This window comes from Bradyrhizobium centrolobii (genome assembly GCF_001641635.1).
Taxonomy (GTDB): Bacteria; Pseudomonadota; Alphaproteobacteria; order Rhizobiales; family Xanthobacteraceae; genus Bradyrhizobium; species Bradyrhizobium centrolobii.
Map to the genome: position 1 here is coordinate 65025 of NZ_LUUB01000071.1, position 13873 is coordinate 78897.

The 13873-nt window shown below is 66.0% G+C and carries 13 protein-coding genes; 7 read left to right on the forward strand and 6 right to left on the reverse strand.

Annotation, left to right across the window (positions count from 1 at the left end):
* From AYJ54_RS52645 to AYJ54_RS23205, 3 genes are all read right to left on the reverse strand, one after another.
* Nucleotides 1–586, reverse strand: a 586-nt coding sequence (locus AYJ54_RS52645; protein WP_245329109.1) for a TolC family protein, incomplete at its 3' end; no start/stop codon positions are given.
* Between the two features lie 222 nt (nucleotides 587–808).
* The gene (locus tag AYJ54_RS23200) at nucleotides 809–1588 is read right to left on the reverse strand and encodes an enoyl-CoA hydratase (RefSeq protein ID WP_063702499.1); all 780 of its coding nucleotides are present in this window, start codon (nucleotides 1586–1588) and stop codon (nucleotides 809–811) included.
* 109 nt (nucleotides 1589–1697) lie between these two features.
* The gene (locus tag AYJ54_RS23205) at nucleotides 1698–2348 is read right to left on the reverse strand and encodes a hypothetical protein (RefSeq protein WP_063702501.1); all 651 of its coding nucleotides are present in this window, start codon (nucleotides 2346–2348) and stop codon (nucleotides 1698–1700) included.
* Between the two features lie 288 nt (nucleotides 2349–2636).
* On the opposite strand from AYJ54_RS23205, the gene AYJ54_RS23210 reads away from it, so the two are divergent.
* Together AYJ54_RS23210 and AYJ54_RS23215 are read left to right on the forward strand one after the other, a co-directional pair.
* Nucleotides 2637–3182 (forward strand): sigma-70 family RNA polymerase sigma factor, encoded by a 546-nt coding sequence (locus AYJ54_RS23210; RefSeq protein WP_063702503.1) that lies wholly within the window; start codon nucleotides 2637–2639, stop codon nucleotides 3180–3182.
* Between the two features lie 2 nt (nucleotides 3183–3184).
* On the forward strand, nucleotides 3185–3823 hold the full coding sequence (locus tag AYJ54_RS23215) for an NrsF family protein (protein ID WP_063702505.1): 639 nt from the start codon (nucleotides 3185–3187) through the stop codon (nucleotides 3821–3823).
* Nucleotides 3824–3832: 9 nt separating this feature from the next.
* Here the strand turns inward: AYJ54_RS23215 and AYJ54_RS23220 are convergent, their stop codons facing one another.
* Both AYJ54_RS23220 and AYJ54_RS23225 read right to left on the reverse strand, forming a co-directional pair.
* The gene (locus tag AYJ54_RS23220) at nucleotides 3833–4936 is read right to left on the reverse strand and encodes a DUF2336 domain-containing protein (protein ID WP_063702507.1); all 1104 of its coding nucleotides are present in this window, start codon (nucleotides 4934–4936) and stop codon (nucleotides 3833–3835) included.
* Between the two features lie 63 nt (nucleotides 4937–4999).
* Nucleotides 5000–6157, reverse strand: a complete 1158-nt coding sequence (locus AYJ54_RS23225) for a GGDEF domain-containing protein (protein WP_063702509.1) — start codon at nucleotides 6155–6157, stop codon at nucleotides 5000–5002.
* Between the two features lie 434 nt (nucleotides 6158–6591).
* Here AYJ54_RS23225 and AYJ54_RS23230 point away from each other — a divergent pair, with 434 nt between their 5' ends.
* From AYJ54_RS23230 to AYJ54_RS23245, 4 genes are all read left to right on the forward strand, one after another.
* Complete coding sequence (locus tag AYJ54_RS23230) at nucleotides 6592–7161, forward strand: sigma-70 family RNA polymerase sigma factor (protein WP_063702511.1); 570 nt, start codon at nucleotides 6592–6594, stop codon at nucleotides 7159–7161.
* Nucleotides 7158–7856 (forward strand): hypothetical protein, encoded by a 699-nt coding sequence (locus AYJ54_RS23235; RefSeq protein ID WP_063702513.1) that lies wholly within the window; start codon nucleotides 7158–7160, stop codon nucleotides 7854–7856. The genes AYJ54_RS23230 and AYJ54_RS23235 overlap by 4 nt, the downstream gene beginning before the upstream one ends.
* 16 nt (nucleotides 7857–7872) lie before the next feature.
* Nucleotides 7873–9561 (forward strand): S8 family serine peptidase, encoded by a 1689-nt coding sequence (locus tag AYJ54_RS23240; RefSeq protein WP_063702515.1) that lies wholly within the window; start codon nucleotides 7873–7875, stop codon nucleotides 9559–9561.
* 502 nt (nucleotides 9562–10063) lie between these two features.
* Entirely contained in the window at nucleotides 10064–10570 is a 507-nt protein-coding gene (locus AYJ54_RS23245; protein WP_063702522.1) for a TIGR03809 family protein, read from the forward strand.
* Between the two features lie 187 nt (nucleotides 10571–10757).
* Here the strand turns inward: AYJ54_RS23245 and AYJ54_RS23250 are convergent, their stop codons facing one another.
* Nucleotides 10758–12131, reverse strand: a complete 1374-nt coding sequence (locus tag AYJ54_RS23250; protein ID WP_063702517.1) for a TIGR03808 family TAT-translocated repetitive protein — start codon at nucleotides 12129–12131, stop codon at nucleotides 10758–10760.
* Nucleotides 12132–12440: 309 nt separating this feature from the next.
* Between AYJ54_RS23250 and AYJ54_RS23255 the strand changes: the two genes are divergently transcribed.
* Complete coding sequence (locus AYJ54_RS23255; protein WP_076611642.1) at nucleotides 12441–13772, forward strand: IS1182-like element ISBrsp8 family transposase; 1332 nt, start codon at nucleotides 12441–12443, stop codon at nucleotides 13770–13772.
* Nucleotides 13773–13873: the final 101 nt, after the last annotated feature.

Genomic DNA, 13873 nt, shown 5'->3' on the forward strand with positions numbered 1-13873 from the left:
GGGCCTCGGCCTGCGCGGTGTCGGTCGGGGTGACGTCGCCGGCGTTGAGGCGGCGCTGGGTGACGGCGAGCGTCTCGCGCAGGAAGGCGACGTTGGAGCGCTGCGCCTCGACCAGCGACTGGTTGGCGAGCACATTGGTGTAGGCGGTGACCGCGTCGAGCAGCACGCCCTGGCCGACATTGCGCAGCGCCTCGCGGCCCGACTGCACCTGGAGCTCGGCGACCCGCACACTGTTGGCGGTGCGGAAGCCGTTGAACAGGGTCTGCGTCACGGTGACGCCGATGACCCACGGCTTCAAATTGGCGGTCTGGATGGTGTTGTCGGGCAGCAGGTTGCGCACCGTTTGCAGGCCGGCGCTCAGGCTAGCCACGATCTGCGGCCGGTAGCCGGCGAGCGCCTGCGGCACGCTCTCGTCAGTCGCACGCTGCCGCGCGCGCTCGGCATTGAGCTGCGGATTGGTCTGGTAGGCCTTGACCAGCGCCTCGGGCAGGGCTTCTGCGCTGGCAGGTGCAGCAAGGGCGCAAGAGAGCGCCAGCGTGGTCCATGTCACCAAGACAGGACCCACGCCCGATCGATGCCGCGTCATGACGCGCTCAACTCTGGCGGCACGCCCAATCATGTAATCCCGCAAAACCCCGGCTGTCCGCCCCCGCCGACGGCGGCCCTCTTACCTGTTTAACGAGCGCCGGTCCCGCAGGCAAACTGCCGCGGACGATACCCCCATGAAATCCGTGCTTGTTGCAGCTACGTCACAGGGATTCTGCGGGAAGCGGAGTGAAGTCTTACACCAGCCTTACCGGATCTTGCCTTACCGGTTCTTGTTCACCGGCTTGCGCTTCTCGATGAACGCCGCCATGCCCTCGGAGCGGTCTTCCAGCGCGAAGGTCGAGTGGAACAGATTGCGCTCGACGTTCATGCCCTCGCTGAGCGTGGTCTCGAAGGCGCGGTTCACCGCCTCCTTGGCCATCGCGGCCGCGGGCCGCGACATCGAGGCGATCTTCTCGGCGGCCGCCATCACCTCGTCCATCAGCTTGTCGGCCGGCACGATGCGGCTGACAAGGCCGCTGCGCTCGGCTTCTGCCGCATCCATCATGCGGCCGGTGAGGCAGAGATCCATCGCCTTGGACTTGCCGATCGCACGCGTCAGGCGCTGCGTGCCGCCGATGCCGGGAATGGTGCCGAGCGTGATTTCGGGCTGGCCGAACTTCGCGGTGTCGGCGGCGATGATGATGTCGCACATCATCGCGAGCTCGCAGCCGCCGCCGAGCGCATAGCCCGCGACCGCGGCAATCGTCGGCTTGCGGCAGCGCGCAACGCGGTCGCCGCCGATCGCTGCAAAATCCTCCGCGAACATGTCGATGAAGCCCTTCGGCTGCATCTCCTTGATGTCGGCGCCGGCGGCAAAGGCCTTGTCGCTGCCGGTCACGACGATGCAGCCGATGGCGTCATCGGCCTCGAGATCGTCGACGGCTGCGGCAATCTCGCGGAAGACGCCAAAGGACAATGCGTTGAGCATTTTCGGCCGGTTCAGCTTGACGATGCCGACCGCGCCTTGGCTTTCGACGATGATGTGTTCGAACGTGCTCATGCTCCACCCACGCGTTTAATTGGGCAGGCAATTTGCCCGCTGGCGCGGTGGGCTTCAAGGGGGCCAAAGGCCGCCGGGACGCGCGAGCCGCGCGCCCCGGAAGGGTGCGTCAGGCCATGAACATGCGGGCAGCGGACGCCAGCGTCAGAAACGCGCCGAAACCGATGAAGATCTTGCCGATCAGCGAGCTCTGGTCCCAGGCCGAGGTCTGCTGGCTGCTCGAGGCCGTCACCGGCGCCGGACGCGGCTGCGCGTCGGTTGAGGCGATCGCCGGCTTCTGCGCGGGCGGGTTGTCCTGTTGCAGGGCGCGGTCGACGTCGTTGAGCTGGTCGGGCGCGACCACCTGGTTCTCGGCGCCGGAGGCGGCGGAATTGTCGGCGGCCGCCTGCACATTGTCGTTCGCCCGGTTCGTCATCGCGGAGGCCGCGGCGGCGGTCGGGGTATCGGCGGCGGCAAGCTGCGCCTTGGCATTGGCGACCGACGGCGGCATCTCGCTCGAGGCCGGCACATCATTGTTTGCCTTTACAGCGGGGGCCTTCGTGTCGGCCTTGTCGTCGGAGGATTTGTCCGCCGTCTTGCTGCTGTGGCGATGCGAAGAGTGCCGCCGGTGCTTGCTGGATTTAACCGGGTCGGCCTGATTGCTCGCGCTGTCCGCTTGGGTGCTTGCGGTAGAGCTCGGCGCCGCCTGTGCGGTCGCGGCGGACAGCAAGAAGAGCCCGGCCAGAAGAACCAGGACCGCACGCCCGTTGGCTTTGATCATGTTGACGATCTCCCCAATTCGCCCGTCCCGGGGGCGAACAGAGACGCCGGGGCGTGACCACAGCGGGGCAGAAAATGGGAATCTTCGCGCTGCACCGGGCAAAAACGGGGCAAACCGGTGCCTCGCGGCGGGCCGGCGGGTGCCAGCGGGAGCGATCGGTGTTATGAGCCTGCCGGGCTTTGGCGGCCGGATCGGGCTTGGGGCTGAATGCCGATCACGAGTTCGTGATCTTATCTGGTTGCCGTAACAAATTGAAAGAGCGGCCGAATTGCATGGTGAGGGTCGCGCGTGCGCGGACGTGAGGACGAGTGGACCGGCCTGATGCGGTCGGCCATGGCGGGCGATGATGTGGCGTATCATCGCCTGCTGAAGGCGATTACACCGGTGCTGCGGGCTGCCGCGAGGCGTGGCCTGGCGCGCGCCGGGCAGCCTCCCGACCAAGCCGAGGATATCGTGCAGGACATTCTGTTGGCGGTGCATCTGAAGCGGCACACCTGGGACAGCGAAGCGCCCTTCGCGCCCTGGCTGTTCGCGATCGCCCGCAACAAGCTGATCGATGCGCTCAGGCGGCGCGGCAGGCGCATCTTCGTCAATATCGACGATTTCGCCGAGACGCTGCCGGGCGAGGCGCCGCAGGAGACGGCCTCCGCAAGCGAGGTCGCGGCCCAGCTCAACACCCTGCCGCAGCGCCAGCGCGACGTGTTGCAGTCGATTGCGGTCGATAGCGCCTCGATCAAGGACACGGCGGCAAAGTTCTCGATGAGCGAAGGCGCGGTGCGCGTTGCGCTGCATCGGGGCCTTGCCGCGCTCACCGCCAGATTGCGGGACCGCTAGTCATGGATACCGATCAACTCATTCGCACGCTCGCGGCCGACAACGCCCATCGCGCACCGCGCGTCGGCGCGGTGCTGACGATGGCGCTGCTGGTAGCGGCCCCTCTGTCGATCCTGATCTTCGCCACGTTCCTCGGCGTGCGGCCGGACGTGATGAGCGCGATGCACAACCCATTCTTCGACATGAAGTTCGCGGTGACGCTGTCGCTCGCGATCCCCGCGATCATCGTCAGCTTGCATCTGTCGCGCCCCGAAGCCTTGATGCGCGGCTGGGGCTGGCTGCTGCTGCTTCCCGTGGGGCTGCTCGCGGTTGCGATCGGCGGCGAGATGATGATGGCGCCGGCCATGCCGATGACGATGCGGCTCGTGGGCAAGAACTCGCGGGTCTGTTTGGCGGCGATCCCGGCGATGGGGCTGCCGCTGCTTGCGGGCGCGCTGTTCGGCCTGCGCCACGGCGCGCCGTCGCGGCCGGCGCTCGCAGGCGCGCTCGCCGGCATGCTGTCGGCGGGGCTCGCCGCGACGCTCTACGCCTCGCACTGCACCGACGACTCGCCGCTGTTCGTCGCGACCTGGTACACGCTCGCGACCGCGCTGGTGACGGCCATTGGCGCGCTCGTCGGCTCCAAGGTCTTGCGCTACTAGCGCGCCGGCTCAGGCCGCCGGCGTCGCGCTCTGCTGCATGCGGTGGAAGCGCAGCACCTGCTGCGCGGTAGAGCTGCGCAGGGCCTCGTAGGTGTCCCGCAGTGTCAGCATGTCGGTCTGCGCGCCGCCGGACAGCTTTTCGCGCATGGCGATGATCGCGCGCACGCTCGACCACGACATGCCGGCTACCTTGGCGAGGATCATCACGCCCTCGTTGCGGCTCTCGATCATCATGCTCTCGGCGATATCGACCGAGACGCCGGCGAGCGCCGCGAGCCCGGCATTGGTCTCGTCGAACTTGCCTTGCTCGGCGAAGGTGGTGACCTGGAATTCGTTGAGCCGGCCGTCCCCATGCAGCGATTTCACCAGGGCGCGCGCCATCTCGGTCTGCCTGGTCATGGCAGCGGCGCGGACGCGCTGGGCCGCTTCCTGGACCACGCTGGACACCTCGTCGGCGAGCTCCGGATTGGCGGCCTCGAGCTTCCGGCGCACGCTCAGCGACGCCTTCGCGACCAGCTTGAGGTAGTGATGGCGCGGCAGGTCGGGCCGCAGGCCGATGCAGGTGGCGAGGTTGTCGTCGCGCTCGGCGCGCGTGACGAGGTCCGCAAGACTTCCCTCGGAGAACCGGGCGCCCGGATTGTTGACCGTCGACTGCACCACCTCGTTGTTGCCGCGCGGCACCAGCACGTCGGTCAGCGCATCCGAGAGCACCCGCCGCAGCGAGATCGCCTTGAGATGGGCCTGGCTCTTGCTGCGCGCGATCTCGAGCAGGGTCTCCTCGTCCAGCCGTTCCGACTTCGTCAGCACGGGGCCGGCGACCTCGATAATCTCGTCAAGCGCCAGCGTGCGGATGATCCGGGGCGGCGCCGCGCCGATCGGCGCGAGGCGGTCGGCGAGCAGCGCCTTGGCCGAGATCTCGATCTGTTCGATCAGGCACTGGAAGACGTCGTCGAACACCCGGATGTGCTCGTCCGAATAATCCACCGCGTTGTTGATGAAGAGATCGGTGACGCGGCGCAGCGTCTCCACCCGGCGTGCGACCGTGCCGTGCGAGAGCGCGGCCTGTAATTCCTCGAGCAGGTTTTCGGATGACTTGGCGGGTTTGGATTTCATGGCCCTGTCCTGGAGCGTTCAGTCCGGCGGCGGGTTCTGCGCTACCGGCGGTAAATGGATTGGTCAGCTCGTTGCAATGCGGTTGCGCCCTTGCGCCTTGGCGGAATAGAGCGCGCTGTCGGCGCGCGCGAGAAATGTGTCGGCAGTATCGTTGTCGCGCAGCGTCGCGACGCCGGCGGAAATCGTCACCCGCATGCCGGGGGAGAATGCGCCCCAGTCGAGATCGGCGACGATCCCGCGCAGCCGCTCGAGCATGCGCGCGGCGGCGTCGGCTTGCGTGTCCGGCAGCAGCAGCAGGAATTCCTCGCCGCCATAGCGGCCGAACCGGTCCGCCGGGCGGATGTTGGCGAAGACGGTGATCGCGAAAGTTCGCAGCACCTCGTCGCCGACGGGATGGCCGTGGGCGTCGTTGATGCGCTTGAACCAGTCGAGATCGATCAGCGCGATCGCGCAGGCTTTCGCCATCTCGCGCGAGCCTTCGATCTCGGCGTCCAGCAGTCGCATGATGCAGCGGCGGTTGTAGGAGCCGGTGAGCTCGTCGAGTTCGGCGAGCTCCTCGATGCGCTGGTAGGCGGCCTTCAGTTCGATGCTGCGGCGGTACAGGATCTTGCGCAGCGTACTGCCGAACAATCCGAGGAAGGCGCACTGGCCGATCACGAGCACGAAGCACAGCATCGACGCGGTCCGCTCGAGGCGCGTTGCAACCGGCAGTCCGATCGGCAGGTCCGAGACCAGGAAGACGAAGGCGAGCCCGGCGGTCGCCAGACACCAGGTGACCATCGCCTGGCGCGAGGTCATGCGCAGCGTACCGAATGCGAAGATCAGGAACAGCACACTGATGAAGGCGACCCCGACCGTCGGCACCGCGAGCAGGAACACCAGTTGCAGCGCCATGTGCGCCGAGATCTGGAAGACGGTGAGGTAATGATCCTCGAACTGATCGCCGAAGCCGGATTCCGAGAGCACGGTGAACGTGCCGATGATCATCAGGCCGCCGGCCCAGAACAGCGATGGAACGGCCATCGAGATCGCGCCGTCATAGGCGTAGAGCAGCAGGACCGAGGCACCGAGCGAGTAGCTCACGACCTGGCCCACATACATCTGCCGCCGCTGCCGCATGCGGCGCGCGCGCACCTCGGGCGCCGTCGCGTCGGAGGTCAACGCGAGATCCGCGACTTCTGCGGCATTCCGGTCCGGGAAGGACGTCGCGGCCGTGCTCATGGTCTCGCCGTTGGTGGATGTCGGTTCAAAAATTTACGTGGCAAGCCTTTAGGTTTGGTATCCTTTGACACCGAATCCGGGCGTGCAGCGCGGGCAGGGGACATCGGTCGGCAAGGGAATTTGCCGGCGGTTAGGCATCGCGGCGATGCGGTCGAGCCAAAGCAGGGGTTCGCGAGACATACATCATGCAGGGCTGCTATCGATCCGGGCTTGATCGGGCCGCCTGCGCCGAACAGGCATTTCTGCAGAAAGTGTTTCAGTATTATGATACCGATCTGGGACGAGGCGGCCGATCGCCGCGGATGGGACAAGGAAAGTGCGCGTATGTGGGGTAGATCACACAGCACCCCGTATGACTGCGGTAAGCTGAAGAATTTTGCACCTCCCGTCGAACCGTCCGCCGTTTCGACCCGACCAACCTTGCGAGACGGGCTTTGAGCGTGACACAGGCGGCTTCGGATGAGGTCCTGATCGCCAGGATCGCTCAGGGCGACCGGCTCGCCATGCAGGTGCTGTACGGGCGGCACCATGTCAGGGTGTATCGCTTCGGGCTCAGGCTCGTGCGCGATGAACAGGTGGCGGAGGACCTCATCAGCGAAGTGTTCCTCGACGTCTGGCGTCAGGCCGGCAAGTTCGAGGGACGATCCGCCGTTTCCACCTGGCTGCTGGCAATCACCCGGTTCAAGGCCCTGTCTGCGCTGCGGCGCAGGAAGGACGTTGAGTTGGACGAGGAGGCCGCCAACGCGATCGAGGATTTGTCCGACGATCCGGAAATGGCGGCGCAGAAGAAGGATACCAGTGAAGCGTTGCGGGAGTGCCTGACGGCGCTGTCGCCGGAACATCGGGAAATCGTCGATCTTGTCTACTACCACGAGAAATCCGTGGAGGAGGTGGCCGAAATCGTCGGGATACCGGGGAACACGGTAAAGACGCGCCTGTTCTATGCGCGCAAGAAACTGGCCGAACTGCTGAAGGCAGCCGGCGTTGAGCGAGGCTGGCCATGATGGCTTTGAGCAAGAAGATGCTGGAGCAAGAGCCCAGTGAAATTGAAACGCTGCTGCCGTGGCATGCCGCGGGTACGCTGAACGCGCGCGACGCCCGCCGCGTCGAGGAGGCGCTCGCCCGCGATCCCGAGCTCGCCAGGCAATATGCCGCGATCCGCGGCGAGTACGAAGAGACCATCCATCTCAACGAGAGCCTCGGCGCGCCGTCGGCGCGCGCGATGCAGAAGCTGTTCGCCGCGATCGATGCCGAGCCCGCGCGCGGATCCGGCTCGTTGCCGCTGTCGGCACGCATCTCGACGTTCTTTGCGAGCCTGTCGCCGCGCACGCTCGCCTGGTCGGCGAGCCTGGGCGCGATTGCGCTGTTGCTGCAGGCCGGCATCATCGGCGCGGTGCTGATGAAGAACCAGCCTGCGACCTTCCAGACGGCGTCGCTCTCTACCGACGCCCCGATCACGCGTGATTTCGGCGGATCCACCGCTGCGCCGGCGCGCGCGCTCGTGCGCTTCACGCCTGAGGCACGCGTGGCCGACATCACGTCGCTGCTCGACAGCTACCAGGCCATGATCATCGACGGCGCCAAGGGCGGCATGTTCCGCCTCCAGTTCAACAAGGCGATGAGCCAGGACGAGCTCACCGCGGTGCTCGGCCGGATGCAGCGCGAGAAGATCGTCAATCTCGCCGTGGCGACGCCTTAAAGCGCGCCGTGAACCGATGCAGCGCAAGTCCCAGAGTGGGGTGAGAGCGGCGGCCTACGCATCATCCGTGGTCGCCGTGCTGTTAATTGCCGCCTCGCTCGGGGTCGAGGTCGCCCAAGCGCAGGCGATCATGCGCACGCCCACGATCAGCGTTCCCTCGCGTACGCCGACCATCAGCCCCAGCGTGGCTGCGCGGGCTGTGAGCGTCGACCGCGGCCCCCGTACGATCGCCGCCACGCCGCGATTGTCCGCGCGGATAGCGCCGACGCCGGTGCTGCCCTATGCGCGTTATTCTCCCAACCTCTATCCGGCCTGCACCGCGCCCTATCGCGACGCCGACGGCGAGTGCCTTGCGCAGCCGAACGGCGGGGATGGCGGCGGCGCCGGAAAGTCGGGCAAGAAGAGCGCCGGTAATTCGCGCCGCTACAATACGCCCGCCGCCGCAAGCTTGCGCAGCTTCACCAACGAATTCGTCGCCGAGATCGACAGCGCGCTCTCGCTAACCGAGGCCGACGCGCTTGCCCGGCGGCACGGCTTGACGCGGGTCGCGTCGGAAAATTTCCCGCTGATCGGCGCCACGGTCGGCTTGTTCCGGATCACCGACGGCCGGCCGTATGAGACAGCACGGCGCGAGTTCGCCGCCGACGGCAGCGTGCGCTCGCTCCAGCCGAACTATCGCTACGTGCTCCAGGACCAGAGGGCGTCGGCGCCGACCGAGGGCGACCCCGCACAATATGCGCTGGCGAAGCTCCGCCTGCCGCAGGCTCACGTGCTGGTGCACGGCGCCAATGTCACGGTCGCGGTGATCGATTCCGGGATCGACGCCAAACATCCCGAGCTCGCCAATTCCATCGCCGACAATTTCGACGCGCTTGCCAGCTCCGAAGGCCCGCATGTCCACGGCACCGGCATCGCCGGCGCCATCGTGGCCCATGCGCGGCTGATGGGCAGCGCACCGGAAGCGCGCATCATCGCCATCCGCGCCTTCGGCGGCACCACCGGCGGCGCTGAGAGCTCCACCTACATCATCCTGCGTTCGCTGAACTACGCCGCCGAGCACGGCGCGCAGATCGTCAATATGAGCTTTGCCGGTCCGAAGGACGCGATGATCGAGCGCGCCATCGCGGCGACCGCCGCGCGCGGCCTGGTGCTGATAGCGGCAGCCGGTAACGCGGGTGCGAAATCGCCGCCGCTCTATCCTGCCGCCAATCCCAACGTGATCGCGGTCAGCGCGACGGACCAGCAGGACAGGCTGTTCTCCGCCTCCAACCGTGGCAACTACATCGCGCTCGCGGCGCCGGGCGTCGACATCTTCCTGCCCGCGCCGGACGGCAAATATCAGATGACGTCGGGTACCTCGTTCTCGGCCGCCTATGTCTCTGGCGTCGCGGCACTGCTGCTAGAGCGCAACTACGCGCTGAAGCCGGAAGCGCTGCGCATGACGCTTGCGAAGACCGCGCGCGACCTCGGCACACCGGGGCGTGATGATCAGTTCGGCGACGGCGAGGCCGACGCCTATGCTGCGGTCATGGCTGTTCCATCTGATAATGCGACGCCGGTTGCCGCGGCGTCCGGTACAACAAAACGTGAAGACGGGGCGGCGCGTCGCGACGGGCCGCAAATCCGCGTGCTGGAACAACCGTCGCTGTCGAGCACGGACGAGAAATCCGCGATTTCTCAGGCTGATAGGCCGGCAGCGCGATAATCGCTGCGACAAAGATGCACGCCGCGAGAAGGTTAAAAAATCGAACCCCGCATTGAACGTTCAGCCCGGTGCCACGACCAAAATATGTGGGAGCGGTCATCCCTCCCCATCAGTCATATCAGGCGCGAGCGCCCATCCACCCCAAGCGCCCATATGGCTCGACCCGTCCGGTTGTCCCCCCGGACGGGTCTTTGCTTTTTCGGGCATGATTCCTTGAAGCGTCGTGCGGGATCAGCTTCTGGTTGAGAGCTCGCGGCCGCGGCAACGCCACCGCTTCGACCGTCACGCCGCAAGCCCGCTATGCTTGTGCGAAGCTTGACGGCAAATCACACAAAAACACCGCCCGACTACGGTCTTCGACGACGAAACCGGTCTCGTTGCTGGACAAGCCAAAACTTTTCCACAAAATATTCATGTCGCGTCTAAATTGATTCGTGTGCGTTGCGTCCCCCGCGTCCGTATTTTTTTCCTCACGGGCTGGTTCATGACACATCGCCTAGGCGTGGCTTGCAGCCGCGACGTTGCGGAGCGCTGGTGTGCGCTCGCCGAGCAGCGGCTGGAACATCTCACCGAAATGTTCGAGACCGGACGCTGGCGCCGCTATCACTCGGAGCTCGCATTTCTCGAAAACATCCAGGAAGCCAAGCGCGTCCTCCAGACCTGGCGCGCGATCGCGGCCGGCGAGGACGTGTCGGCCGCCGCAGCGAGCGTGACGTCCGCGTTCGGCTGGTCGCCGGCGACCATCCCGCGCAGGACCCAGCGCGAGCAGGTTCAGACCGTGCAGCCGAAGGCCGTGCATATCGAGCCCGCCGCGCCAGTTGCACTCGACCCCACGCCGAATGTGCTCGCCGAGATCACAGAAGCGCCGATCGCACCGATCGCGACGTTCTTGCCAACCTTCTCGCCGCCCGCCGCCGATGTCGTCGCCGCCCCCGAGCGCGTGGTCGAATTCACCCTCAGCCTCGACGGCATCGAAGCCAAATACCCGCTGCTGCGCAACGCGTTTTAAGGAGCGAGGCGCTCGCTACATTCTCTGCTGTCGTCCTGGCGAAAGCCAGGAACCCATACCGCGGAATCTCTCAATAGCGCGACGCGGCCAGTACCGCCTACATTGCCCTGTCCTGTGGTTCTGGGTCCTGGATCTGCGCTCCGCTTTGTTACGCTTGTCCGGACGACGAGGGGAGGTGTTCTTCCGCTCACCTGCCGCTCACCGCATTCGCGCCGAGCACCACCTGTGCAAAGCGCTGTGCGCCGTCCGCGGACAGATCTGACGTCACGACCCGCGCATGGTCGAGCCCGACCACCGCGCCTCGTGGCGTCTCGGAGATCATGTTGTTGTTGACGAGCGCAGAGCCCGCGCCCGGCACGACGGAGACGCCGACGCCGGCCAGCGCCTTGCGGATCACGTTGCCCGAGATCACGACGTCGCGCAGATATTTGCCCCAGCCGGCGACGATGCCGTAGGACGGCGCATTTTCGATTACGTTACCGGTCACCGAGGAGTCCGCCTCGATGTAGATGCCGACACCAGCATCGTCATCCGGCGCAGTGCCAATCGGCCGCTTCGGGATCAGGTTGCGGATGATGTTGCCCTGGACCACGGCGATCCGGCCGCCCTCGTTGAAATTGCAGACGGACACGCCGACGGCGGCGCCGTCCACCGTGTTGTTGGCGAATACGGCGGCCTCGAACGAGAACTCCGAATATAGCGCGACCTCGCGGACATCGCTGACGCTGTTGTCCGTGATGTGGATGTTCGAGGCCGAGTTGCCGCGCACCGCGGAGTAGTCGCAATTCTTGATGTGGTTGCCGCGCACGATCACATTGCCGGCGCGAAAGGCGTTGATGGCGTTGCCGTACTGTCCCGAGCCGCCCGGGCCGGCCTTGATATCCTCGATGCGATTGTCGGCGACCAGCGTGCCGTCGTCGCCGATCGCGGTGCGCAGGATCTCGATGCCGTTGTCCTTGGTGCCAACAATCGTGTTGCGCGAGACGCTCAGGCCCTTTGCATCGAACGAGACGACCGCTGACACGGCGAGGTTGGTGAAGATGTTGCCGGAGACGTCGCCGGACACCTGCTCGAGCCAGATGCCGCTGCCGCCCGAGCCGGTGATCTCGCAATCCGTGATGCGGACGTCGCGCCCGCCGAGGACGTGGAGCAGTCCGCGCCGCGTCGGCAGCGGAATGTTGGCGCCGTCGAAGGTGATGCCGGTGAGGGCGATCGCATCGCAGCCGTCGCTCTGGATGGCCGAGGCTCCGCCGGTGAAGAGAAGCTTGGTCGCGCCGCGCACGCCGATCAGTTGCGAGCCATTTTGCAGCCGCAACAGGCCGGTGCGGTAGACGCCGGGCGGCAGGGCCAGCGGCATCTGCACCCGTGCGGCTTCGTCGATCCCACGCTGGAGTGCGCGGGTCTGGTCCTCGCTGCTGCCGGGCCGCACGCCATATTGGGTGGCGTCGCGGCCAAGCAGCGATGTCAGCGGCGCCGCCCGTGCGGCGTCAGCGGGCATCGCCAGCGCGCCGGCGATGCCCGTGGCCGAAGCTCCGATGAGATGACGGCGATTGAGGTTCATGACGCGTCCTCCGGCGGACGCGGGACGTGTCCGCGCGGATTAGGTAGCGCAGAAATGGGGCAGGGCGGACCGTGGCGGGAGGATTGTTCGAGGTAGGGTTAAATATTTACGCAAGCAGGGTGCCGTAGGGTGGGTTGGCGAAGCGTAACCCACCATCTCACCGCGAGTACGGTGTCCGTTGAGCCAATGTCGTGGGTTACGCTTCGCTAACCCACCCTACGAGGCTGTGAATCTTTCATTTCGGCTGGGCGGATGTAGCGGAGATCAAGGCCGTCGTGATTCTCTGTGTGCCTTGATTCGGCGGAGGGGATGATGGCTGACGAAGAGCTATTTGGAGAGCTGCCGGAACAGGCGAAGCCGCGAGCAGGTGCAGAGCCGGTTGGAGCGCCGCGGCTGCGCGAGCCGATGCGTGACCAGATCGAACTGCGTGCCGTGGATATCGAGAGCCTGATCGGGCAAGAGCATCCGGCGCGCGTGATCTGGGCCTATGTTGAGGGGCTGGACCTGAGCGAGCTTGAGGATCGGGTCAAGGCGCGGGAGAATACGCCCGGTCATCCGCCGCCATCGCCACGACTGCTGCTGGCGCTTTGGCTTTACGCCACGAGCGATGGCGTGGGCAGCGCGCGTGCGCTGGACCGCCTCTGCGAGAGCCATGACGTCTATCGCTGGCTATGTGGCGGAGTGTCGATGAACTATCACACGCTGTCGGACTTCCGGGTCGGCTGTGCCGACCTGCTCGACCGCCTGCTGAGCGAGCATCTGGCGGCGCTGAGCAAGGCGGGGCTGGTCGATCTGGAGAAGTTGACCCAGGACGGGGTGCGGATACGGGCCAATGCGGGGACCGGATCGTTCCGGCGGGAGGCGACGCTGGATCGGCAGATGGCGCAGGCCCAGGCTGTGGTGGAGGAGCTCAAGCGCGAGGTCGATGCGGATCCGGAAGCCAGCAATCGGCGCATTCGGGCCGCGAGGGAGCGCGCGGCGCGCGAACGCAGCGAGCGGGTGCAGGCGGCGCAAGCGGCGCTGGCCGAGATCAAGCGCAAGCGAAAGCAGCTCGACGAGAAGGGCGGCAATGGCAAAAAGCCGAAGGAGGCGCGGGCCTCCACCACCGACCCGCAGGCGCGGGTGATGAAGATGGCGGATGCCGGCTTTCGTCCAGCCTACAACGTGCAGGTGGCCAGCGCGGCGGGCGAGCTGATCGTGGTCACGGTCGACGTCGACAACAATGGATCGGATCGCGGCCTGATGCGGCCGATGCTGGAACGAACGCGATCACTGCTGGGCCGCTTTCCCCGCCGCCACCTCGTCGATGGCGGTTTCTGCAGCGCCGAGGATATCGAGTGGGCGCATAGCGAAGGCATCGACATCTACTGTCCACCAACGCAGTCCAGGAGCGGTGTCGATCCTTATTTGCCCCGGCATGGCGACGGTCCGGGCGTGTTGGCCTGGCGTGCTCGCATGGCCAGCGAAGACGGCAAAGCTCAGTACCGAGCCCGTACGATCTGCGAATGCATACATGCCCGCTGGCGCAACTGGGACCTGCGGCAATTGACCGTCCGCGGTATCGAAAAGGTCCGCGCCGTCGTCCTCTGGTACGCGCTCACCAACAACATCCTGCAGGGCCACCATCTCGCCAAACCATAGTGGCACCCACAGTCCGCCTCGTCACAGCCCTCGGATCAACTCAACTCGCCATTTCCCTGCCGGCCAATCTCCGCAGATCCAATAGCTTCACAGGCTCTACG

Coding starts and splice junctions, on each gene's coding strand:
- AYJ54_RS23240 (WP_063702515.1), top strand. CDS start 7,873: ATGCAGCGCAAGTCCCAGAGTGGGGTGAGAGCGGCGGCCTACGCATCA.
- AYJ54_RS23205 (WP_063702501.1), bottom strand. CDS start 2,348: ATGATCAAAGCCAACGGGCGTGCGGTCCTGGTTCTTCTGGCCGGGCTC.
- AYJ54_RS23220 (WP_063702507.1), bottom strand. CDS start 4,936: ATGAAATCCAAACCCGCCAAGTCATCCGAAAACCTGCTCGAGGAATTA.
- AYJ54_RS23255 (WP_076611642.1), top strand. CDS start 12,441: ATGATGGCTGACGAAGAGCTATTTGGAGAGCTGCCGGAACAGGCGAAG.
- AYJ54_RS23235 (WP_063702513.1), top strand. CDS start 7,158: ATGATGGCTTTGAGCAAGAAGATGCTGGAGCAAGAGCCCAGTGAAATT.
- AYJ54_RS23250 (WP_063702517.1), bottom strand. CDS start 12,131: ATGAACCTCAATCGCCGTCATCTCATCGGAGCTTCGGCCACGGGCATC.
- AYJ54_RS23200 (WP_063702499.1), bottom strand. CDS start 1,588: ATGAGCACGTTCGAACACATCATCGTCGAAAGCCAAGGCGCGGTCGGC.
- AYJ54_RS23215 (WP_063702505.1), top strand. CDS start 3,185: ATGGATACCGATCAACTCATTCGCACGCTCGCGGCCGACAACGCCCAT.
- AYJ54_RS23225 (WP_063702509.1), bottom strand. CDS start 6,157: ATGAGCACGGCCGCGACGTCCTTCCCGGACCGGAATGCCGCAGAAGTC.